The organism is Hymenobacter antarcticus, assembly GCF_039539545.1.
Taxonomy (GTDB): Bacteria; Bacteroidota; Bacteroidia; order Cytophagales; family Hymenobacteraceae; genus Hymenobacter; species Hymenobacter antarcticus.
Genome location: NZ_BAABDI010000019.1, coordinates 73,988 through 94,886 on the forward strand (window position 1 = coordinate 73,988; position 20,899 = coordinate 94,886).

General features: G+C 62.6%; 18 protein-coding genes and 1 pseudogene. 5 read left to right on the forward strand and 14 right to left on the reverse strand.

Annotated elements, in window-relative coordinates:
- Positions 1–100: 100 nt before the first annotated feature.
- Together ABD819_RS13920 and ABD819_RS13925 are read right to left on the reverse strand one after the other, a co-directional pair.
- On the reverse strand, positions 101–409 hold the full coding sequence (locus ABD819_RS13920; RefSeq protein ID WP_345125305.1) for a hypothetical protein: 309 nt from the start codon (positions 407–409) through the stop codon (positions 101–103).
- Positions 410–513: 104 nt separating this feature from the next.
- Positions 514–687: a DUF2256 domain-containing protein gene (locus ABD819_RS13925; protein ID WP_345125306.1), complete on the reverse strand. Its 174-nt coding sequence runs from the start codon at positions 685–687 to the stop codon at positions 514–516.
- A gap of 128 nt (positions 688–815) precedes the next feature.
- On the opposite strand from ABD819_RS13925, the gene ABD819_RS13930 reads away from it, so the two are divergent.
- Together ABD819_RS13930 and ABD819_RS13935 are read left to right on the forward strand one after the other, a co-directional pair.
- The gene (locus ABD819_RS13930; protein ID WP_345125307.1) at positions 816–1,550 is read left to right on the forward strand and encodes a class I SAM-dependent methyltransferase; all 735 of its coding nucleotides are present in this window, start codon (positions 816–818) and stop codon (positions 1,548–1,550) included.
- A gap of 245 nt (positions 1,551–1,795) precedes the next feature.
- Entirely contained in the window at positions 1,796–2,224 is a 429-nt protein-coding gene (locus ABD819_RS13935; protein ID WP_345125308.1) for an acyl-CoA thioesterase, read from the forward strand.
- 13 nt (positions 2,225–2,237) lie between these two features.
- On the opposite strand, the gene ABD819_RS13940 is transcribed toward ABD819_RS13935, so the two are convergent.
- The gene (locus ABD819_RS13940; RefSeq protein WP_345125309.1) at positions 2,238–2,804 is read right to left on the reverse strand and encodes a DinB family protein; all 567 of its coding nucleotides are present in this window, start codon (positions 2,802–2,804) and stop codon (positions 2,238–2,240) included.
- An 89-nt stretch (positions 2,805–2,893) separates the two neighbouring features.
- Here ABD819_RS13940 and ABD819_RS13945 point away from each other — a divergent pair, with 89 nt between their 5' ends.
- The gene (locus ABD819_RS13945) at positions 2,894–4,357 is read left to right on the forward strand and encodes a hypothetical protein (protein WP_345125310.1); all 1,464 of its coding nucleotides are present in this window, start codon (positions 2,894–2,896) and stop codon (positions 4,355–4,357) included.
- The gene (locus ABD819_RS13950) at positions 4,357–5,736 is read left to right on the forward strand and encodes a hypothetical protein (protein WP_345125311.1); all 1,380 of its coding nucleotides are present in this window, start codon (positions 4,357–4,359) and stop codon (positions 5,734–5,736) included. Before ABD819_RS13945 ends, ABD819_RS13950 begins: the two co-directional genes overlap by 1 nt.
- Positions 5,737–5,822: 86 nt before the next feature.
- Here the strand turns inward: ABD819_RS13950 and ABD819_RS13955 are convergent, their stop codons facing one another.
- Both ABD819_RS13955 and ABD819_RS13960 read right to left on the reverse strand, forming a co-directional pair.
- Entirely contained in the window at positions 5,823–6,821 is a 999-nt protein-coding gene (locus tag ABD819_RS13955; RefSeq protein ID WP_345125325.1) for a pyruvate dehydrogenase complex E1 component subunit beta, read from the reverse strand.
- Between the two features lie 137 nt (positions 6,822–6,958).
- Entirely contained in the window at positions 6,959–8,770 is a 1,812-nt protein-coding gene (locus ABD819_RS13960; RefSeq protein WP_345125312.1) for a tetratricopeptide repeat protein, read from the reverse strand.
- A 160-nt stretch (positions 8,771–8,930) separates the two neighbouring features.
- On the opposite strand from ABD819_RS13960, the gene ABD819_RS13965 reads away from it, so the two are divergent.
- On the forward strand, positions 8,931–9,149 hold the full coding sequence (locus tag ABD819_RS13965) for a PspC domain-containing protein (protein WP_345125313.1): 219 nt from the start codon (positions 8,931–8,933) through the stop codon (positions 9,147–9,149).
- Between the two features lie 190 nt (positions 9,150–9,339).
- Here ABD819_RS13965 and ABD819_RS13970 read toward each other — a convergent pair whose 3' ends face one another.
- The 9 genes and pseudogenes from ABD819_RS13970 to ABD819_RS14010 all read right to left on the reverse strand — a co-directional run.
- Positions 9,340–10,428: a glycosyltransferase family 2 protein gene (locus ABD819_RS13970; protein ID WP_345125314.1), complete on the reverse strand. Its 1,089-nt coding sequence runs from the start codon at positions 10,426–10,428 to the stop codon at positions 9,340–9,342.
- Positions 10,429–10,505: 77 nt separating this feature from the next.
- Positions 10,506–10,844 (reverse strand): YbaB/EbfC family nucleoid-associated protein, encoded by a 339-nt coding sequence (locus tag ABD819_RS13975; RefSeq protein WP_345125315.1) that lies wholly within the window; start codon positions 10,842–10,844, stop codon positions 10,506–10,508.
- 118 nt (positions 10,845–10,962) lie between these two features.
- Positions 10,963–12,951 carry a T9SS type B sorting domain-containing protein gene (locus ABD819_RS13980; protein WP_345125316.1) on the reverse strand — a complete coding sequence of 663 codons (1,989 nt, stop codon included), beginning with the start codon at positions 12,949–12,951 and terminating at the stop codon, positions 10,963–10,965.
- A 241-nt stretch (positions 12,952–13,192) separates the two neighbouring features.
- The gene (hutH, locus tag ABD819_RS13985) at positions 13,193–14,686 is read right to left on the reverse strand and encodes a histidine ammonia-lyase (RefSeq protein ID WP_345125318.1); all 1,494 of its coding nucleotides are present in this window, start codon (positions 14,684–14,686) and stop codon (positions 13,193–13,195) included.
- Positions 14,687–15,041: 355 nt separating this feature from the next.
- Positions 15,042–15,575, reverse strand: a complete 534-nt coding sequence (locus tag ABD819_RS13990; protein WP_345125319.1) for a hypothetical protein — start codon at positions 15,573–15,575, stop codon at positions 15,042–15,044.
- Positions 15,576–15,584: 9 nt separating this feature from the next.
- A complete protein-coding gene (locus ABD819_RS13995) occupies positions 15,585–15,851 on the reverse strand; it encodes a hypothetical protein (RefSeq protein WP_345125321.1) in 267 nt (88 codons plus the stop codon).
- Positions 15,848–17,263, reverse strand: a complete 1,416-nt coding sequence (gene hisS / locus ABD819_RS14000) for a histidine--tRNA ligase (protein WP_345125322.1) — start codon at positions 17,261–17,263, stop codon at positions 15,848–15,850. Before hisS ends, ABD819_RS13995 begins: the two co-directional genes overlap by 4 nt.
- 361 nt (positions 17,264–17,624) lie before the next feature.
- Complete coding sequence (locus tag ABD819_RS14005) at positions 17,625–20,162, reverse strand: TonB-dependent receptor domain-containing protein (RefSeq protein WP_345125323.1); 2,538 nt, start codon at positions 20,160–20,162, stop codon at positions 17,625–17,627.
- Positions 20,163–20,767: 605 nt separating this feature from the next.
- A pseudogene (locus tag ABD819_RS14010) lies at positions 20,768–20,899 on the reverse strand (IS481 family transposase); the annotation flags it as partial.

Here is a 20,899-nt window from a genome sequence, read left to right on the forward strand (position 1 = left end):
AAATCAAAAATCTGATGACCAGTTTTTTGATTTTTAACCCCTCCCTTTGAGTTGATTTTAAAACCGTGCATCGGCTTTAAAACCGCTGTATGCATCGCGTCTAATGCACCACGCGCAGCTCGTAGCGCTCGGGCGCGCTGGCCGTGGCGGGCACCAGCCAGGCTCCCACGCGGCTGGGGCCGTAGCCGAGGTTCACTTTCACCCACTCGTCGCGGGTGGGGAGCAGGGCCATGATTTCCTGCTCCAGCTGAGCCAGGCGCTGGCCCAACTGCTCAGGGTTTTGAGTGGAGGCTGAGCCGGCAAGGCCCTGCGTGAGGCGGCGCAGGGTCTTTTCCGTTTCCAGGTATGTATTCACTTTCTCTTCGAGCGGAATGAGCGCGGGGTCCAGGTAGTCGAGGTTTGAGGCCATTGAGAGATTAAATTGCAGGGAAGGTGATGGGCAACGTGGGTAGACGGTCCGGTTGCCAAACGAAGCATTTCGCCGAAAAGATACGGGAGTCGCGGTCCGGGCCTCTAGCTGGCCGCGCTGCCGGCGGTGGAAGGGGGGCGGTTGCGCTGGCATTTTTCGCCACAGTACTTCACTTCTTCCCAGTTGGCTCGCCACTTTTTGCGGTACTCGAAGGGCCGGCCGCAGGTAACGCAGATTTTGGTGGGCAGCTGGCCTTTGCGCAATTTAGAAGGGAGCATGGGGGCGGTTAATAAGCAGGTTTACCTTCCAAACGCACTGCTTCCCCGCGAAGTTTTGGGTAATTTTGGTCCGGGTAGGAGGTGGGCGGCCCGATTGGCGCGGCCATCCCGCCCTTACCAGCCAACGCATGACGACGACTTCCGCTCCTGATATTCTGGGCCAGGCCCTGCTCGACTACCATCACGGCGATGCCACGGCCACCATTACCGTGCATTGCAGCGCGGCTGATGACGAGCCCCTGCCGGCCGCCTATTTTTTTCGCCCGCTGCTGCAAATGCCGGAGCTGGAGCGCCTGGCCCTCGATGAAAGCCGGGGCCGCGTGCTCGACCTCGGGGCCGGGGCCGGCTGCCACACCCTGGAGCTCCAAAGCCGGGGCTTCGACCATGTGAAAGCGGTGGATGTGTCGGCCGGGGCGTTGCAGGTCATGACCGGGCGCGGCGTGCGCACCGCCGCCCGTCACGACTTATTTGCCCCGCTGCCACCCACCGAGCTGCCCTACGACACCATTCTGCTGCTCATGAACGGCCTGGGCCTGACCGGCACGCTGGAGGGACTGGATAAATTCCTGGCCCACGCCCGCACCCTGCTGGCCCCCGGCGGCCAGATTCTGGCCACGTCTTCCGATGTGCGCTACCTCTACGAAGACGAGGACGGCGCGCTGCGCATCAACCTCAACGGCCCGTATTACGGCGAGGTCGAGTACACCCTGAGCTACCAAAATCGCACCGGCCAGCCCTTCCCCTGGCTCTTCGTGGATGCCGCCCTGCTCAACGATGCCGCCGAAACCGCCGGCTACACCGCCGAATTTCTGAGTGAGGACGAAAACGACCAATACCTCGTGCGGCTCGTTCCAATTAAGTAGTCGAAAGGAATTGTTTTGCCATTTTAGAACGTCATGCTGAGCTTGTCGAAGCATCTCTACTGCTTCGTTGGACGGCTCATACGAAGCAGTAGAGATGCTTCGACAAGCTCAGCATGACCGCCTTTTTGTAAAATCAATCTCATCACATTGCTTAATAAATAATAATTAATATTTAAATAGTTTTAAAAGTGAAACCCGTCATCCGTAGATGATGTCCCTTCTTAATTCTTAATTCTTAATTGACCTTGACCGACGCTACCACCTACCGCACCCGCTGGGCCGATATGGACCCCAACGGCCACATGCGCCACTCCGCCTACGCCGACTACGCCGCCGACCAGCGCCTGGTGCTGCTGGCCGAACGGGGCTACGACATCAAAGAATTTGCGCGGCTGCGCCTGGGCCCCATCCTGTTCCGCGAGGAAACGACTTTCCTAAAGGAAATCCACATCGGCGAGGAAATTCGGGTGAACAGCCGCCTGCGCAGTGTGAGCGACGACGGCACGCGCTGGAGCATCACGCACACTATTTACAAAGCCGATGGCCGCGTGGCCGCCACCGTAGCCGTGGATGGAGCCTGGCTCGACCTCGACCGGCGCAAGCTGACCACGCCGCCCACCGAGCTAAGTGAGGCCTTCCGCAACCTGCCCGCTTACGAGGCCCCGGTACGCTAGCCCTGCCAGCTGCTTAGCTCCCGACCAGCTCGGGGCCGGCCGGCCGCAGGGCTTTGGTGATGCGGTTGAGCTGCTGCTGGTGGTGCAGCAGGTGGTCGAGCAAAAACTCCATTACCTGATAGATAGTAATGCGGCCCGAGCGCGGGTGGGGAAAAATGGCCCGGTTGAGCTGCCGGCCCGGAAACTCGTTGAGCAGGCGTTCCAGCTGGCGGCGTAAGGCCTCCCAGGTGGCCCGCAGCTCGGGCAGGGGCGGCACCTCGCCGCTATCGGTGAGGGTGGCCACCCCGCGCGGGGCCTTGTATTTGAGGCCGGGCAGGCGCAGCAGCAGGCGCACGAACCGCGCCCGCAGGCGCGTCAGCAGGCCTACTTTGGGCAGCAGCTCCTCAGACTGCAGTTTCTTCTGCACGTACTGAATGATGTTGCTTTCAATGAAAAACAGGTGGTGGACCACCTGCGTGGCCGACCACTGTCCCGGTGCCGGGGCCTTGGCATTATCGGTCCCCAGCGCCTCGGCAGAGGCCAGCAGGTGCGCGGTGGCCCGTTCGAGTTGTTCTAATTTGAGGTGCAGGCGATGGTTCATGTGGGTGGGAGTGATGAAGGCAGTAGCGTAGCTTTGAGCAACAATTACGAGGAAATGTACGGCGGTTCAGCCGATTGGTACGACATAGTATGGGTAAGTTTTATTGGTTGAGGCAGCTGGGCGGCTGGCTGCAAAGGCAGCCCGCGCTGCTGGCGATGGGGGTGATTGGGGTAGTGTACTGCATTTACCTGCCCACTACTACCTACGTCGGTTTGTATCACGACTCCTGGGGGTACTGGGACTTTGCGGAAAAGTATTTCGCCACCGGCCAATTTGAATTTCTTTCGTACTTCAATATTCTGCGCGGCTACCTGTTTCCGTTGCTACTGAGCCCCTTCACGCAGCTAGCCGTGGCGGCTAAAATGCTGCCCATCGAAATGACCCGATACCTGGGGGCGCTAACGGCCGCCGTGGTGTTTGGTTGGACTGGCCCGGCGCTGTGGCAGGCCGTGCAGGGCGGCCCGGCCGTCTCGTTGGGTCGCCGCCTGTTGTTTGCCGGGTTGGGCTTTGCGCTGTGGCGCGACTATTTCAACTTCAGTCTGACTGACTTTCCCGCCTTGTTCGCGCTGGCCGTCGCCTTAATCGCGCTATTGCGTGGCCGGGGCGTGGTGAGTGGCGCGGTGGCCGGTATCGCGCTAGCGGCCGCCGTCAACATCCGGCCTGTATACCTGGCAGCCCTGCCGGCGGTGGGGCTGCTGGCGCTATTGCCCCCACTGGGGCGCGCCCGTTGGTGGGGCCTGGTACGAGGCGGGGCACTGGTGCTGGGCGCGGCGGTGGTGCTGCTGCCCCAGGCCTATACCAACAGTGTGCATGTAAATGTGCGCTCCCCGTTGGTGCTCACCACGATGCCGGGCCAACCCTCGCTCTTTTTGCAGCAGCTGGAATGGGGGCTCAGAACGCAGAAGTACGAAACCAATGCTGGCGGCGATTACAAGCACGAGGGCATGTTCTTCATGGATGAGCGCGGCAAAGCTATGTGGGAAGCCACTGGCCTCAAAGAGTTTAGCACGGCTGGCCAGTACATGCAGCTATGCCTAAGTCAGCCGTGGCGTAGCATGGGGGTGTGGCTGCGGCATCTCTTCAATGCGCTGGATGTGCAGTATCCGACGCCCTATATCCAGGCAGTATTTGTGCCCACCTGGCCACTGGCCTGGCTGAATTATTCGTTGATTTTTGGCGGGCTGCTGGTGCTGCTGCTCCGGCCCTGGCAGCGCCCCACAGCCAGTTGGATACGGCCGGCTTTGGTGCTGCTGGCGTTGCTGCTGCCCTGCCTGGTGGTTCTGCTCACGGCCATCGAGTGTCGCTTCCTGCTGCCGTTGCACCTGCTGCTGAGTGCGGCCATCGCATTTGGGGCCACTCCGCTACGCTGGTGGCGGGCCGCTTCGACCAAGGCTCGGACGTTGGTAGTTGCCGGCTACATTGCCACCGTGATGAGTGGTTTCTCCGCGTCGGCCAGTGCCCAAAAGCATTTGTATCAGGCTCCGCGCGACATCTTTCAGGACGTGCGACTACCAGGCTGGCTCACACCTGCCGAGGCTCCGCAGCCATGGTAATGCCCGCGCCTTGGCGGATGCTGCTGGTGCTGGCCCTCTACGCGGCCTACCTGCCCCTGAGCGGCTACGCACCCCACCAATTCCGGTTCGATGCCGCGCAGTACTGGGAGCTTTCGCTCAAATTCACGCAGCACGGGGGCTTTTCGCTGCTGGCTTTCGATGAGCCGCTACGGGGCTACCTGGGGCCGCTGCTGATACTGCCGGCCCGGCTGCTGTGCCACTTCACCGGCCTGAGCATGCTGGCCGGGGCGCGGGTGCTGGGCGCGGGCTGGGCCAGCCTGCTGTTTGGGCTGGCCCTGCCGCAGCTGTGGGCGCAGGTCACGGGCCGGGCCCTCCCGGCAGGCCGCTGGCTGCTGCTGCTGGCCCTCACGTTTATATTTTGGCGCGACTACTTCAACTTCACTTTGAGCGATATGCCGGCCTTCACGCTGCTGCTGTTGGGCCTGGTGGCTTTGGGCCGGCCGGGCTGGCAGTGGGCGGTGGTAGCGGGGCTGCTGCTGGCCGCCGCCATCAATATCCGCCCCATTTATCTGGCCAGCGTGCCGGGGTGGCTGTGGCTGCTGGGGCAGCGTGCCGGGGGAGTAGCGCCGCTCGCCGCACGCCTGGCTGCGCTGGCAGCCGGCCTGACGCTGGTGCTGCTCCCGCAGGCGCTTATCAATCAGCGGAATTTCCAGCAGCCTACGCCATTAGTGCTGGCTCAACCACCCGGCAGCCAGCCGCTCTACCTCAAGCAGCTGGCCTGGGGTACCCGTTTTCAGCGCTACGAGTCGAGTTTAATTCCCGAAATACCCCGTTCCCTATTGTACGCCGATAGTGCCGGGCAGCGGGCCCTAGCGACTGTGCCGGGCCAGCGTTTCACCGGCTACGGGCATTTTGTTCGGTTTGTAGCCCGGCAGCCACTTGCTACGGCAGGGCGGTACCTGCGGCATCTGTTCAATGGTCTGGATATCTGGTTTCCAACTCCCTATCCCACCCGGTTTCATCCGCCGGCTCAGGTGGCGCTACGCCTTCTCAACTATGCCCTGCTGGGCGTAGCCGTTGCGCTGGCTGCCGTCGGCGGATGGCGGATTCGTCAGCAGAAGTCTGCAATGGCCCGCCCTTGGCCGCAAGCCGCGCCGGTACTGCTGGCGCTGCTGCTGCCCTGCCTCCTGGCTTTGCCTACCCTCATCGAATGCCGGTTTCTGCTGCCGCTGCACGTGCTGCTGCTGCTGATAGTGGCTGGCTGCTGGCAGCCGCTGGCGGCCTGGCAGCAATTGCAAACGCCGTTGCGCCGGGTGGTCGTGCTGGGCCTGGCGCTGGGCTGGCTGTGGGGCTGCTGGCAAGTATCAGCCGCCACGGCCGGGCAACTTCGCCCGCCGAGCGAGGCCCCGGGAGCTTAAAGAAAACGAAGAATGAGCAATGAAGAAGGAGAAATTATTTCCTCAATCCTTCATTGCTCATTCTCCATTGAGGCGAAGCCCCGGTACTACACCTTGGCGTAGGTCACTTCTTTCACGGCTTTCACCACGCGGGCCACGTTGGGCAGCGAGGCTTCGATGAGCGTGGGGGCGTAGGGCAGGGGTACGTCGGCGCAGTTGATGCGGATGACGGGAGCATCGAGGAAATCGAAGGCGCGGCGCTGCACGATGTAGGCCAGCTCGCTCGAAATGCTGGCCAGCGGCCAGGCTTCTTCGATAACCACCATGCGGTTGGTTTTCTTCACCGAATTCACCAGCGTGTCGTAGTCAATCGGCCGCACCGAGCGCAGGTCGATAACCTCGGCTTCGATGCCTTCTTTAGCCAGCTCGTCGGCGGCGGTGTAGGCCAGCTTCATCATCTTGCCGAAGCTCACCAGCGTTACGTGCTTGCCTTGGCGCACGATGTTGGCCTTGCCGATTTCGAGCAGGTACTCTTCCTCGGGCACGTCGCCCTTGTCGCCGTACATCAGCTCCGACTCCATGAAAATCACCGGGTCGGGGTCGCGGATGGCCGATTTCAGCAGGCCTTTGGCATCGTAGGGGTTGCTGGGCACCACCACTTTCAGACCGGGGCAGTTGGCGTACCAGTTTTCGAAGTTCTGCGAGTGCTGGCTGCTGAGCATGCCGGCGTTGCCGGTGGGGCCCCGGAACACGATGGGGCAGGAGTACTGCCCGCCCGACATCGAATAAATCTTCGCGGCCGAGTTAATCACCTGGTCGATAGCCACCAGCGAGAAGTTGAAGGTCATGAATTCGATGACCGGCAGCAGCCCGTTCATGGCTGCACCCACGCCGATGCCGGCGAAACCGAGCTCGGCAATCGGGGTGTCAATCACCCGGTCCGGCCCGAACTCATCGAGCATGCCCTGGCTCACCTTGTACGCTCCGTTGTACTCGGCCACTTCTTCGCCCATGAGGAAGACCCGCGGGTCGCGGCGCATTTCCTCGGACAGGGCCTCGCGCAAGGCCTCACGGAATTGAATTTGACGCATGTTATTCGTTTGGATAAAGCCGCAATTGGGCCGTCTGGCAAAGCTACGACAGGCCGGGGCGTTGGGCAAATGATAGGGTGGGAGGGTATGGGGATAAGTAGGTATGAGGGATTGCTATAACTCCTGCCCCCACACTCTCCTGCCCTCACACACTACCGCAGCGCCTCCCGGAATACCTTGCCCTGGGCGAGGTCCTGAAATTCGAGGTCCTCTACGGCGCGCTGGGCGTAGCGGCGGTCGAGGGCCACGGCTTGCTTGAGCAGGGTGCCCACGGCGGCCTCGTTCTGCTGCCGGGCTGCCACCACGGCCATGCCGTAGACCGGCGCGGCGGCGGCGGGGCGCAGCGACTGCGCCAGGCGGTACTGCTCCAGGGCGATTTCGTAGTGCTCGCGGCCTACGTGTATCAGGCCGGTATTCAGGGCGTTCTGGTAGGAGGGGCCGGCGTATTGCAGGCTGCGCAGGGCTTCGTCGGGCTGGCCTACTTCAATTTCGAGGGCGGCGCGGTCGGAGAAAATCTTGCGCAGCAGCGGGCGCGGGCCGCCCAGCTTGATGGCGTAGTCGTAGTTCTGCAGGGCTTCGAGGCGGTCGCCGGCGCGGTGGTAGGCGGTGGCGGCGTGGTAGAAGAACTCGGCCGTGGGGTTGCGGTGGGCCGCCAAAGTGAAGTTGACGGCGGCGCGGCGGTAGTAGGCTTTCTGGATTTTATCGGTGGGCTCCTTTTCGGCGCGCTGCAACAGCACCACGCCCAGGTTGTGGAAGGCTTCCCAGCTGTTTGTATTGGCGGCGGCGGTTTCGTAGATGCGCTGCTTTTCGGCCAATAGCGGCGTGAGCGTAGCCGAATAGCGCAGCTCCTCGGGCGTGAGGGCATCGGCTTCTACCTGCTTCTCCACTATTTTTTTCGAGAGCAGGTACACCTCCGAATCGTAGCGCTTGGGGGCAGTATATGTCACGGCCACGGTGCCAAACCGCAGCACCGGGTAGATGTACTGCTCGATGTAATCGAAGGAAGAAAGGCGGTGCAGAGCCTTTTCTTTCTGCTCGAACGTACCCTTGGTGTCGTTGATTAGCGTGACCACGGAGTCAATCTGGTCGGCTTTCAGGGCCGAGGTCATGACTTTGCTCAGGAAAGTGTCCCAGCGCCGCACGTAAGCCAGGGTGTCGTAGCGAATTTCCTCGTTCTTATTCAGATACGAGAAATTTTTCACCCGCTGCTTGTAGTAATACAGTAGCATGCGCACGCGCTTGCTGGCCAGCAGGTGGTTGTGGGCATCGGTGGAGTCGGGCGAGTGGCCCGCGATGATGAGCACCTGCCGGGTGTGCTGGTTGGCATCAATGAGGTCCTCCAGGGCGGCCACATTAGTGCCCAGGTAGCCCCGGATAAACCATTGGTCCTCATCAAAGAAGAAGGGCAGCACGCGGGTGCCGCTCATCACATTGCTGGCTTTCTCGGGCAGCAGCGTGAGCACGGTGTCCTCGCGGGTTACCAGGCGGGCCGGGTCGGCAATGCCGCGGGCTACGCGCACATCATCGGCGGCGCGCAGCACTTTGCCGTTCTTTTTCAGCTCGCGCACCTGGGCGTGGGCCAGCAGCTCGCCGGGGTTGCGGCCGGGGGTGTTGGGGATGGTGAACTTTTGGGTAGCCACGAGCAGGCCCTTGTTCTCGTCGTCGTACACATAGTTGCCGGGGATGAAGGCAATACGGCCGAGGGTGTCTTCGCGCAGGCCGTGCTCGTAACGGTAGCGCAGCAGCAGCTCGTAGGCCACGCCTTTGCGCAGATGATTGGCCGGCACGCGGGCCACTACCTCAAACGGGACCGTTTCGCCCGCAGCCGTGAGGGGCGAAGGCCGGGTGCTGATGACGCGGCCCGCCTCGGCCTGTTTTAATACCCGCGGCAGGGCGCAGGCCGATAAGAATAGGGTGGCTGCCAGCAGCGAGTAGGCCACCGGCCGCAAAAAATAGTTCATCAAAACGCGTAATCCTGGAAAACAAAAGCTCCCCCTTCAAACGTAAAGAGCGCCAAATTAGTCGGGCCGGGGCCGGCAAAATTACACCGCCCGGCTTGCCTTTTTCTGCTAAATGCCTTATCTTAGCCCAGGTAATAAATTTTTCGCCATCCCCACACCGACTATGAAACGCTTTACCGACTACCTCGAAACGCAGTCTTTTGGGCTGTGCTCGGCGCTGGGCCACAAGTGGGGTTTCAGTACCCGCAGCGTTCGGCTTTCCTTTGTGTACGCCTCGTTTTTCACGTTTGGCTCGCCCATCGTGCTCTATTTCGTCGGGGCTTTCTGGATGAATGTGCGCCGGGCCATGCGCCAGCAGCGCAGCACCGTGTGGGATTTGTAACGGTTGTCATTGCGAGGACGAAGGACGAAGCAATCCGTCCTGTTCTCAGCGACCAGCCCTGCTATGTGACAGATAGAACGATTTAGAAAAGGCCCCGACTCTTCCACAGAGCCGGGGCTTTTTACATTATTTTGGTTACTATCTGATAACAGCACCGATTACTTCGTTGCGCTCCCAAGGATAAGCGGCACTACTTCAGACCCAGCTCACTGAACTTCCGCTTGCCGCGGGCGAAATAGGCCCAGACCAGGCTGCCATTATACACGCCCTGGCGCTGAGCCACGCGCAGGTGCGGGCGGGCCGCCCGGCGCTGCTGCCGCCAGTAGCCCAGCATGCCGTAAAAGCTGAAGTGGGCGCGGAGAATTGCCCAGAAATTACGCCATTCACCCGTGGCCAGAAACCGCAGGCCCGCCACGCCATCCAGCACGAGGCGCTGGAACATGGGGCCGACCAGCTCGCCCGGCGCGGCATTCTTATAGAGCAGGGCCAGGCCGTTGCGAAAGTTGAGGTAGGTTTTGCGGGGGTTGGTTTTGGGCAGGGTACCGCCGCCCACGTGCTGCACGGCGCTGCCGCCGTGGTACCACACCTCGTGGCCGGCGTTCTGGAGCCGCCAGCAGAAGTCGATTTCCTCCATATGGGCGAAGAAAGCAGGCTCCAGGCCGCCCAGGGCCTGCCAGGCGGCGCGGCGCACCAGCAGGCAGGCCCCGCTGGCCCAGGCCACCGGGCGCGGGTCGTCGTACTGGCCCTGGTCGCGTTCGAGGGTATCGAAGAGGCGGCCCCGGCAGAAGGGGTAGGCCAGGCGGTCGAGGTAGCCGCCGCCGGCGCCCGCGTATTCGAAGGTAGTGGGGTCGGCGTGGGCCAGGATTTTGGGCTGCACGGCGGCAATGCGCGGGTTGTTTTCCAGTAGCGCCCGCAGGGGCCGCAGCCAGCCGAGGGTAACTTCTACGTCGGAATTGAGAAGCACGAAAAAGTCACTGTCGACCTGCTTCAGGGCTTGGTTGTAGCCTTCGCAGAAGCCGAAATTGCGCTCCAGCAGCAGCAGCTCCACAGTGGGAAAGTCGCGGGCCAGCAGCTCTACCGAGTCATCGGTCGAGGCATTGTCGGCTACGATGACGCGGGCCCCGTCGGCGTGGGCGATTACGCCGGGCAGGAAGCGACGCAGGAAGTTCGCGCCGTTCCAGTTCAGAATAACCAGGGCCACATCGGCGCAGCCTTTTAATGAAGAATGAGGACGGAGAAATGAAGAATTTTCATCTTCCATCCCCTTCTCAGTATTCATTCGTGCCGCAGCCAATTCTTCAGTGGCTTGCGCCGTCTTTTGGTTACTCATTCTTTGTTCCTCATTAAGCGCCGCGACTAGGCTCCGAAGCCGCTCAGGTCCAGGCCAGGTACGTTGGGCATGAGGCCGCTGGTTTTGCGCTTCAGCTCCTGGGCGGCGAGCTCGGCGGCTTCGTCGAGGGCCTTGTTCACGGCGGCTACTACCAGGTCGGCCAGCATATCGCGGTCCTGAGGCGTGAGCAGGGATTCATCGATTTCCAGTTTCAGGATTTTACGGTGGCCGTTGGCCGTGGCGCGCACCAGCCCGCCGCCCGCCTCGCCGGTAGCGGTGATGTGTTGAATTTCCTGCTGGGCCTGCTGCATTTTGTCTTGCAGCTCTTTCACTTTGCCCATCATGCCGGTCAGGTCGAATGCCATGGTTGTATTTCAGTTAATAGTTATCAGTGAGCAGGTAACAAGCAAGCGGAAGAAAAGTGCGGCCGCGGTCTTGTTTAAGGATGCGGAAACCGCCCGGGAGGTTGTTCGGGGAGGCCGTTCAGTTCAAAAGCGTGACTGTGCCCGTGGCCGTGAACCGCTGCCCATCCTCGCCATCCTGCTGAAAACGCCACACATACGCGCCCAGGACCGGGGCGCGGCCCCGAATGCGGCCGTCCCAGGCTTCGCTGCGCTGGGTGCCCCGAAATACTTCCTGCCCGTTGCGGTCGACCACCACAAACGTGTAGTCGCGCAGGTACTTGCCCTTCACTTCGAACACATCGTTCAGCCCGTCGCCATTGGGGGTGAAGGCCGTGGGCATGGTCAGCAAAATGCGCCGCGAGACGGTGGCAATGTTTGAATAGCTGAACGTGCCGCCCGGCAGGCCGCCCCCGCTAATCTGGAGGCGGTAGCGGAGTACCTGGCGGTCGGGGGGCGGGGTGAGGTCAATGGCGCTACCGCCACTCACGGGCAGGGTGTTGAGCACGGTGCCATCGGAAGCGAGGCGCTGAAGGATATAGCTGGACGGAACAGCCGGGCCGGGGCCGCTGAAGGCCGTCCAGGACAAGGCGGCGGTAGTGCCATCGGGGTCGGCGGGGCCGGCCGTGAGCAGGGCGGGGCAGGTGCTGGTGCTCTCGGGGGAGGTGTTCCGGCACACATCCAGCAGCTGCACCGAGTAGCAGGGCGGCTGGGCCCGCAGCTCGGCCAGGGCCGTGGAATCGCGCCGGGGGCGCAGGCTGGTGGCGGTACCAAAATCAACCGGGGCCTGGCCGCCGGTGCTGCGGCGGTAGCGCAGGGTGCTACCGGCCGGCAGGGCCGGGCCAGCTGCCAGCACGGGCGTGAGCACCACCACATTGTTCAGGTTGAAGCTGGCCACGAGCAGCGGCCGGGCGGGCGGAATAAGGGATTGCGTGAGAATAGAAACTTCGTTGGAAACCGAAGTGCGGCCGCCCGCCAGCGTGGCCGTGACGCGGTAGGTGTAGGTGGTGCCGCACACCACGTTGGGGTCTTCCAGCCCGCCGCTGATGACGGTGAAACCTGTGAGGGTCGCCCCGTTGCGGGTAACGGTGTAAGGCCCGCCCGTGCCGCCGTCGCTGAGCAGCAGCTGATTGCGGTTCTGGCTGGAAGTGCCGGTGAGGCCAAGCGTGCAGATGGCGGGCGTGGCGGCTACGCTGCCGCCGCAGAAGTCCCGGCGGGCAATGCGGTAGCAGCCGGCGGCGGCGGGCACGGTGAGGCTGCTGCTGCCGGGCGCGACGGTCACGGTGGTCACGTCGGTGAAGGTGCCGGCCGGGCCTTCTTTCTGGAGGGTATAGAGGAAGCCGGCGGGGAGCTGGCTCACCGCCAGCGTGGCGGCACTGCTTGGTAGTGGGCCTTGCAGCGTGAGGTTGGTGAGCAGCGGCTGTTGCGGGACGGGCAGGCTGATGGGCAGCGTGCGCGAGCCTTCGCACACCCTGTTGGCCGTATAATTTCCCGTTACGGTAATGCTGGTAGCGCCAGCCGGCAGCTGCACTATCGTGGGCACATTGCGTACTACGGTGCCGAAGCCCGGTACCGAGTAGCTGTTGTAATTGGTGTCGGTGATGGTGACCAGGGCGGAGCCGCCGGGGCAGGCATCCACGCGGAAAGTGGGCGGCGGCGTGCCCACCACCTCCACATTGCGGATGTAGTAGGTGGGACTGCCGGAGACATTTGCGAATTCCGAAATCGTGACATCGCCCACTTCCGCCGCCGTTGGGGTGTAGATGTACGGGGCCTGGTTGGGCGGTACGCACGCCACCGGAACGGAGTTGGTGTAGGTAGTGTTTCGGCCCGGTAAAACCCCGTAGGTGAGTAGATTGAGCGGGATGTTGCGGCCGGGATATTGCTCAAAGGAGTAGCGGCGGCCCACGCACATGGCATCCACCCGCACGGCGGGGGAAGCGGTTACGTCGAAAATCTCGAAGGTGAAGGGCGGTGGATTGGGGCTGGCGCAGCCCTGCGCCCGGGCCTGTTGCGAGCTGCCCAGCCAGCACAGCGTAAGTAAAAGAGAACAGCGGGTCAGCAGCTTCATAAGCGGCGTTCGGGAAGCGGGTTGGGGCAGTTCAGCAGGATGCAATGCGCAAAAATCAGTTCGGCGTGCCAAAGTCGGCAGACAATCAAACGAATTTGGCGCGGGCCTACAGCGGTTTTCAGGTTAGTGTACACTTTTGCAGAAAGTTAAAAGTTGAGAGTTAAAAGTTAAAAATCAGATACAATGAGTTTTAACTTTTAACTCTCAACTTTTAACTCCGTACACAAAAAGCGAAACTGCTCTATTGCCAGTCAAACTTACGGATGAAGGCGGCGGCGCGATGCAGGTCGGGGTAGAGCACCCGGTCCTGGCCCACGAACTTGATTTCTTCCCGAAAAGCGTCTACCACTTTTTCCAAAACGTCGGAAGTGCGGGCGGGGCGGCGGAAGGCCAGCGCCTGCACGGCTGTGAGCAGCTCGATGCCGAGCACCTGCTCCACGTTTTCGATGAGGCGGCGACTTTTGGTGGCGGCGTTGGCCCCCATGCTCACGTGGTCTTCCTGGCCGTTGCTGCTCACGATGCTGTCGACCGATGCCGGCGTACAGAGCTGCTTATTCTGGCTCACGATGCCGGCGGCGGTGTACTGCGGAATCATCAGGCCGGAGTTCAGGCCGGGCTCGGCCACGAGGTACTGGGGTAGGCCGCGCTGGCCCGAAATAAGCTGATACGTGCGGCGCTCCGAGATGCTGCCCAGCTCGGCCACGGCCACGGCGAGGTGGTCGAGGGCCAGGGCCAGGGGCTGGCCGTGGAAGTTGCCACCACTCAGAATCAAGTCTTCTTCGGGGAAAATATTCGGGTTATCCGTCACCGAGTTGCACTCGGTTTCGACAACCTGGGCCACGTAGGCCAGGGCATCGCGGCTGGCCCCGTGCACCTGCGGCAGGCAGCGGAACGAGTAGGGGTCCTGCACCGCCAGCCGCGGTTGGGTTTGCAGCTCCGAGCCGGCCAGCAGCTCGCGCAGCCGCCGGGCCACCTGCACCTGCCCGGCGTGCGGCCGGATGCGGTGCAGGTGCTCATTGAACGGGTCGACGCCGCCACCAAAGGCTTCCAGCGATAGCGCCCCAATCACATCGGCCGCCGCTGCCAGGCGCTGGGCGCGCAGCACCCCATCCACGGCGTAAGCCAGCATAAACTGGGTGCCGTTGAGTAGCGCCAGTCCTTCCTTGGCTTGCAGCACCAGTGGCTCCCAGCTGAATAAGCTCATGGCATCGGCCGCCGCGAGCCGATAGCCCTGATAGTTCACTTCGCCCAGGCCCAGCAGCGGCAGGCACAGGTGGGCCAGCGGGGCCAAATCGCCGGAGGCCCCAAGGCTGCCCTGCTCGTACACCACGGGCAGCAGCTCGCGGTTGTACATGGCCACGAGGCGCTCGGCGGTGGCTGGTTGCACGCCGCTGTGGCCGTAGCTCAGGCTCTGGGCTTTGAGCAGCAGCATGAGGCGCACCAGGCTCTGCGGAACCTCGGCCCCCGTGCCGCAGGCGTGCGACATCATCAGGTTGACTTGCAGCTGGGCCCGGCTTTCGGGCGGGATGCTCACGTTGTGGAGCGAGCCGAAGCCGGTATTGATGCCGTAAATCGGTTGGTCATCGTGGGCCAGGCGCTGGTGCAGGTAGTCGTGGCAAGCGGCGATGCTGGCTTTGGCATCGGTGCCGAGCGTTACGGGTCGGCCATCGGCGAGCAGGGTGGCCAGCGCGGCCAGGGTGAGCGGCTGTGCGGGCGAAATGGTGTGGGTGGGCATTGGAGGGGTGCGGGTGGGCGGTAATCGAAGTTGGGTGGGCAAAGAACGAAAAAACTCCCTTCCTTTTTTAAGGAGGGGAGTTTTCGCGCAGCGAAAACGGGGGTGGTGGCATTCGTTGAACGATGCGGGTTGAACGAGCAGGCCGCAGTTTCGCGCAAAGTGCGGAGCTGCCGGGCAAGCCATAACGCGAGTTTGTAACCAGCAGCCGCCCGGCGACAATTCCGTCCAGCGGGCTGTGTGCGTTTTGTAGGCTGAGTAATGGACTGCTCTAAGGTATCGGCCCGCGTTTGCGCGCTAAGCCGCGGGCAGCACGGGAGGGCATAGCTGAGCCGCCGCGTGGTGATTGAGTAAGGCGCTACAAGCCGCGCGCGGCCCCCATGCGGGCCAACGCGGTACCCGGCTGCACCAGCGGCCGAAGCTCGCGGTAGGGAATGAGTACCGGGTAGGAGGAGCTCATGCCGCCTGGGATGGTGAAGAGGCTGAACGGCGAATAGGTGGCTTCCAGGCCTGCCACGGTCAGCACCAGGTCGTCGGTGCTGTTTTCATTCAAGGCGGGCAGGGGCGGCAGGCGGCTGGGGTTTTCCTTCACATCGCGCCAGCCCCATTCGTTTTCTTTGTCCCGGTTCACGCTGTCGAAATCATCGTAGTGCAGCAGATGCGCCGCGAGCAGCCGTCGCAGCGGCGTGGCGTAGCCGGGACGCAGCTGGCTGGCAATGGTCAGTGCCCGGCCGGTGGTCAGGTCGTAGAGGAAGCGCTCGCGGCTGTCCTGGTGTCGGCCACCGAAGGGCATGGCTTCATACACGTGCTGAAAGCAGAGCAGGCCAAAATCGTCGAGCCAGACGCTCACGCTTTTTTCCACGTCGGCATCGGCTTCGCGGTCGGTCAGCATTTTAGGGCCTCACGGAGCAGCCGAGTCGGTCGCCGGGTCGGGACCGGTCTGGGCCAGCGTATCGGGCCGGGCCGGCGTATCGGCGGGCGAAGAGGTACTACTCAACGTATCGGGGCGGGCAAGCGGAATAGTCAACGCGGGAACCGGGCGCACCGGAACCGGCCGCGAAAGCGGGGCCTCCGGACGTGAATGGCTCAGCCAGTACCGTACCCCGAACAGCAGGCCGAACGTGGGAATCAGGACCGCCGCCGCCACTGACTTTAGCCCAACGCTCATACCGTGAGCGCGGCTACCACCTCGGCCAGCGGCAGCACCCGCTCCACGCCAGAGGCCATGATTTTAATCTTGGCCACGCCGGCCGCGAGCTCCTCCGGCCCGAGCACGATGACCAGCGGAATACCCTTGGCATCGGCGTACTTGAACTGCTTTTGCAGCTTGGTGGCGTCGGGGTACAGCTCGCTGGGGATGCCGGCCGCCCGCAGCTGCGCCAGCAGGGGCAGCGCCGCCCGGCCGCTGGCCCCGTCGAAGTGCGTGATGAGGCAGCGGGTGGGCGTTTCGGCCGTGGCCGTGAACAAGTCCAGCGCCTCCAGGCAGTCATAGAGCCGGTCCACGCCGAACGAAAAGCCCACGCCCGACACGCCCGGCAGCCCAAACGAGCCGGTGAGGTTGTCGTAGCGTCCGCCGCCGCTCACGCTGCCCATCTGCACGTTGTTGATTTTGACTTCGAAAATGCAGCCCGTATAATAGGAGAGGCCCCGCGCCAGGGTAGGGTCAAATTCGAGCCGGTCGAACTGCTTAAAGCCGGAGGCCACCAGCAGGTCGCGCACGGTGGCTAGCTCGGTCAGGCCCCGGTAGTTGGCGGCGGCTTCCTCGTTGTCGTCGTCGGGGCGCGTGCCATCGGGCTCCACGCCGGCCGTAACGAAGCCAGCCAGCAGCCGCGCCAGCTTCTCCTCGTAGTCACCCTCCACGCCCAGCAGCTCAAACAGCGTTTCGATGATGGGCGCTGAAAAGCCGCGTTCCAGCAATTCCTTCGTCACGCCGTCGCGGCCAATTTTATCGAGTTTATCAATGGCTACGAACAAATCCGTCTCGCGGCCCTCGCCGCCCAGCGCCTGGTAAATGTTGCGCAGTACCCCGCGGTGGTTGATTTTGATGGTGAAGTCGTGCAGCCCCAGCCCGCCCAGCACCTGGGCAATCATGAGCACGATTTCGGCTTCGCAGAGCAGCGAGTCGGTGCCCACCACGTCGGCATCGCACTGGTAAAACTCGCGGTAGCGGCCGCGCTGGGGGCGGTCGGCCCGCCACACGGGCTGCATCTGGTAGCGCTTGAAGGGAAAGGTGAGCGTGCCCCGGTTCATGGCCACGTAGCGGGCAAAAGGCACGGTGAGGTCGTAGCGCAGGCCTTTTTCGGCCACCTTGGGCAGCAGGGCCTTCGAGCCGGTGGCCAAATCCTCGGCCGTCACGTCCTTGGCAAAGTCGCCGGAGTTCAGCACTTTGAACAGGAGCTGGTCGCCCTCGTCGCCGTACTTGCCCGTGAGCACCGAGAGATTCTCCAGGGTCGGGGTTTCGAGCGGGGCAAAGCCAAACGACTCGAACGTGCGGCGAATAACGTTGAAGATGTGCTGGCGGCGCGCCACCTGGGCCGGGCCAAAGTCGCGGGTGCCTTTCGGAATACTGGGTTTCTGCATAACGGGGCAAAGGTAGACGCTACGCTTAATGAGGAATGAGGAATGAGAAATAATGAACGGCAAACTCCCCTCCTTACCAAGGAGGGGACATTTTGCCAAAGGCAAAATTGGGGTGTTTAGGGCGTTGAACGCTACCCGCTCCCAGTATTTTCCGGCCCTTTCGGGATTCGCCGGGCAGTGCTTTGGTCTCTACCGAACCCCACCGGCCACGAAAAACCCCGCCGCCGGACGAACCGACGACGGGGCTGATTGCAGAAAGAAGAAGGTGAGAAAAGCCGTAGCGCGAACTTTCCAGTTCGCGTCCCCGCGCCGTGTGGGTGTTGTTCAGTAGCGCGAACTGGAAAGTTCGCGCTACTGAAACTCAGCCGCCGAACCCGCCGCCGCCCTGGGGCGCGCTCTCAATGCGGCCGGGCTTGGCCTTGCTGGCCCCGATGTACCAGGTGAAGCCCAGCCAGCCCACGCGGGTTTCGTCCTTGTTGTAGCGGTAGCTGGTGAGGGCATCGGTGACGATTTCGTTGCGGAACTGCTGGGTGTTGAGCAGGTCGCTGACGCGCAGGGTGAGGGCGGCGCGGTCGGAGAACAGGCGCTGGCGCAGGGCCAGGTCGAGCTGCCCCGTGGCCAGCTGCCGGCCCTGGGCCGTGAGTTGGGCCGAGCGCAGGTTGCCGCTCAGCTGCAAATCGAGGGTGGGTCGGATGGTGAAGTTGTTGGTGAGGCGGGCCGTGGCGATGAAGGCCGTGCGGTTGTTGGCAATGCCGTTGCCGGCAATCTGGGCGCGGTAGAGGCTGGTGCTGGCATTCAGGCGCCACCACTTGGCCAAGGGCTGGTTGAGGCTGAATTCGGCCCCGACATTGGTGGTGGTGCCCAGGTTATCGTAGGTTTCGGCCGTCACGAGGCCCGCGCCTGCCCCGGCCAGGCGGGTAGCCAGGGTGTCCACGAAGCGCAGGCGCTGGATGGAATTGGTGGTGATGCGGGCAAACGCGGTGCTGGTAATCGTGGCCTGCCCGATGGTGAGCTGTTGGCCCAGCTCCAGGTTGTGGCTGAATTCGGGCTGCAGGCGAGGGTTACCCAGCCGGTAGCTGCGCGGGTCCTGGTAGATGGCCAGCGGCAATTGCTGCATGAAGTTGGGCCGGTTGAGGCGGCGGGCGTAGCTCAGCTGCAGGCGGTTCTGGCCGGCCTCCTTGCCCAGCTCCCGGCTGATGAGGGCCGAGGGGAAGAAGCTCAGGTAGTTCTGGCTCAGGCTGCCGCGCTGGGCAATGCCCTCGCCGCCCACCACGCTGCCGTTCAGGTAGGTATACTCGGAGCGCAGGCCGGCCTGGGCGTTCCACTTCTTGCCGAGGCTGTGCTGCGCGGTCACGTAAGCGGCGGGCACCACCTGGTTCGACGTGTAGGTGAGCGAGCGGGTGGGGTCGTTCTGGAAGTCGTCGGGGCGGATTTCGCTGGTGGCGTAGCCGAAGGTGTTGCTGCCTTTATAGCCCTGGCGCTCTACCTTGGCCCCCATTTCCAGGCGGCCTTTGCCGTCGGCCAGCGGGTGCACGTAGTCCACCTGCCCATATTGGATGTTGGCCAGCAGGGCCAGCTGCTGCCGGGTGCCGGGCTGCGGCACACCCGCCGAGCCGGCCTCGGCGAACTGCCGCTGCACCACCGGCACGTTGGCATCAACCAGCACGCTGCCGAAGTTAGCCGTCAGCTCGCGGCCCTTGTGGGCGTCCCAGGTACGGCGATAGTTGCCGTCGGTTTCCAGGATGTTCACTTTCACATCAAGGTCCTGGCGGCCAATGGTTTTTTGCACCGGGCCATTGTTGGTTTGCTGGGTCAGGTCCTGGCTTTCGCCTTCCAGGTTGCGCTCCGTGCTGGGGTTCAGGTTCAGGCTCAGGGTCTGGTTTTTGGGTAATTCCAGCTCCACGCCCACGCGCAGCTCGTGGTTGCGGTGCGTCTCGCTGCCCACGCCCACCTGAGTGGTGCGGATGGTTTGGCCGGGGCCGAGCAGGGCAGTTTGCTCGCTGTGGCCCTTGCTGCGGTAGGTCACGTCGCGGCCGTCGTAGCCGGCCGTCCAGGTGGCTTTGCCCGCCTTGCGGCTCAGGCTCAGGTTGCCGCTGTACTTGTCGGCGGTGCCCAGTACGAAGGCGGCCGTGCCGTTGGTGCCGTTGCGGGTTTCTTTCTTGGTAATCAGGTTGATAACCCCACCACCGCCGGCCGCGTCGTACTTGGCCGAGGGGTTGGTAATCACCTCAATCTGGGCAATGCGGGAGGCCGGAATCTGGTCGAGGCGGGGGCCGCCGGTGCCGCCGTTGCTCACGCCCGCCGGCTTGCCGTCAATAAGAATGGTCACGTTCGAAGTGCCGCGCATGCTCACCGTGCCGTTCACGTCCACGCTCACCGAGGGCACGTTCTCGAGCACGTTGGCCGCCGTGCCACCCACGCTGCCCAGGTCTTTTTCCACGTTGATGATGCGCTTGCCGAGGTCTTCCACCACGGTCGCTTTCTGGCCGGTCACTATCACTTCGCCCAGCTTGGTAGCCGTGGCAGCGGTCATCTTCAAGCCCAAAAAATTGATGGTCGGAGCCGCTGCCGTCAGGTTGAAGCGCCGGCGCAGCACGCGGTAGTTCAGGTCCTGCACCCGCAGCAGGTACGTGCCGTAGGGCAGGGCCAGCGCCTTAAAACTGCCCTGCTCGGTGCTTTGGGCCACGGCTACAAACGTGGAGTCGGCGGCGCGCAGCAGCAGCACATCGGAGAAAGGCACCGGCTGGCCCGTGCTTTCTTCTACCAGCGTGCCGCTCACGGTGCCAGCGCCGCTGCTCTGGGCCGATGCGCCGAAGGGAAGTGCCAGCAGGGCCACGGCCGTGCCCAGCAATAAGGAATTAACGCGGGGAAAAGAGGAGAGAGGAGTGAACGTCTTCATGATGCAGAGGTGAGATGTGAGGAGACGATGGGTACGTTCTAGTCGGGCAGCAGCCGCGGTTCCGCTGCGGAGAAGAATGTCACCAGCGCCCGGGCCTCGGTGAGTGAGGAAGTGCAGCCGGGTAGCGGGCCAACTTTGGTACACGCTTACGTCAGCTACTGGGCTTTGTATGGAACAAATGTAGAACAGGTACTTTGTAACGCAAGGTACTGACGAAATAAATTTCTATTAAGCTAAGCTTTTGAAATTGTTATCAGTTGAAAATCAAGGAATAGGCAGCTGAAAATATTTCCAGCCACCACCAAGAGCCAGCCATTTTGCCGGCTGAACTCCTGGGGCGACAGATGCAAACACCTTTATTTTGGTTGCCCATAGCCTGAGCTATTTCTCGAAGCCCTCTTTTTCTTCAATCGATTCGCCTGATTAGCCCAAATAATTAACGCGTCAGCCGCGTGCCGCTCACCCCTCAAACACAAAAAAGCCCTGACCACAGGGCCAGGGCTGGAAATTCATATTCAGGGTCGTTGCCCCGGTCCGACCGCCCTAGGCGGTCTGACCGGTTGTCGTTACTACGATTTCGCCCTCCCGACAACCGGTCAGACCGCCTAGGTGTATGGTCCCGGAGTATGGTGGGTCGGTTCTCGAATAAAGCTACTAGGATTTTTCCGCCATTCCGCACAAACAAATTCGTAGGGTGTCAATCCCTTGAGCCGTTTGAGGCGTTTGGCAAAGTTGTA

Bases quoted from the DNA above. Each gene is read 5' to 3' on its own strand.
- ABD819_RS13920 (WP_345125305.1), bottom strand. From the start codon at position 409: ATGGCCTCAAACCTCGACTACCTGGACCCCGCGCTCATTCCGCTCGAA.
- ABD819_RS13925 (WP_345125306.1), bottom strand. From the start codon at position 687: ATGCTCCCTTCTAAATTGCGCAAAGGCCAGCTGCCCACCAAAATCTGC.
- ABD819_RS13930 (WP_345125307.1), top strand. From the start codon at position 816: ATGACGACGACTTCCGCTCCTGATATTCTGGGCCAGGCCCTGCTCGAC.
- ABD819_RS13940 (WP_345125309.1), bottom strand. From the start codon at position 2,804: ATGAACCATCGCCTGCACCTCAAATTAGAACAACTCGAACGGGCCACC.
- ABD819_RS13945 (WP_345125310.1), top strand. From the start codon at position 2,894: ATGGGTAAGTTTTATTGGTTGAGGCAGCTGGGCGGCTGGCTGCAAAGG.
- ABD819_RS13950 (WP_345125311.1), top strand. From the start codon at position 4,357: ATGCCCGCGCCTTGGCGGATGCTGCTGGTGCTGGCCCTCTACGCGGCC.
- ABD819_RS13965 (WP_345125313.1), top strand. From the start codon at position 8,931: ATGAAACGCTTTACCGACTACCTCGAAACGCAGTCTTTTGGGCTGTGC.
- ABD819_RS13970 (WP_345125314.1), bottom strand. From the start codon at position 10,428: ATGAATACTGAGAAGGGGATGGAAGATGAAAATTCTTCATTTCTCCGT.
- ABD819_RS13975 (WP_345125315.1), bottom strand. From the start codon at position 10,844: ATGGCATTCGACCTGACCGGCATGATGGGCAAAGTGAAAGAGCTGCAA.
- ABD819_RS13980 (WP_345125316.1), bottom strand. From the start codon at position 12,951: ATGAAGCTGCTGACCCGCTGTTCTCTTTTACTTACGCTGTGCTGGCTG.
- hutH (WP_345125318.1), bottom strand. From the start codon at position 14,686: ATGCCCACCCACACCATTTCGCCCGCACAGCCGCTCACCCTGGCCGCG.
- ABD819_RS13990 (WP_345125319.1), bottom strand. From the start codon at position 15,575: ATGCTGACCGACCGCGAAGCCGATGCCGACGTGGAAAAAAGCGTGAGC.
- ABD819_RS13995 (WP_345125321.1), bottom strand. From the start codon at position 15,851: ATGAGCGTTGGGCTAAAGTCAGTGGCGGCGGCGGTCCTGATTCCCACG.
- hisS (WP_345125322.1), bottom strand. From the start codon at position 17,263: ATGCAGAAACCCAGTATTCCGAAAGGCACCCGCGACTTTGGCCCGGCC.
- ABD819_RS14005 (WP_345125323.1), bottom strand. From the start codon at position 20,162: ATGAAGACGTTCACTCCTCTCTCCTCTTTTCCCCGCGTTAATTCCTTA.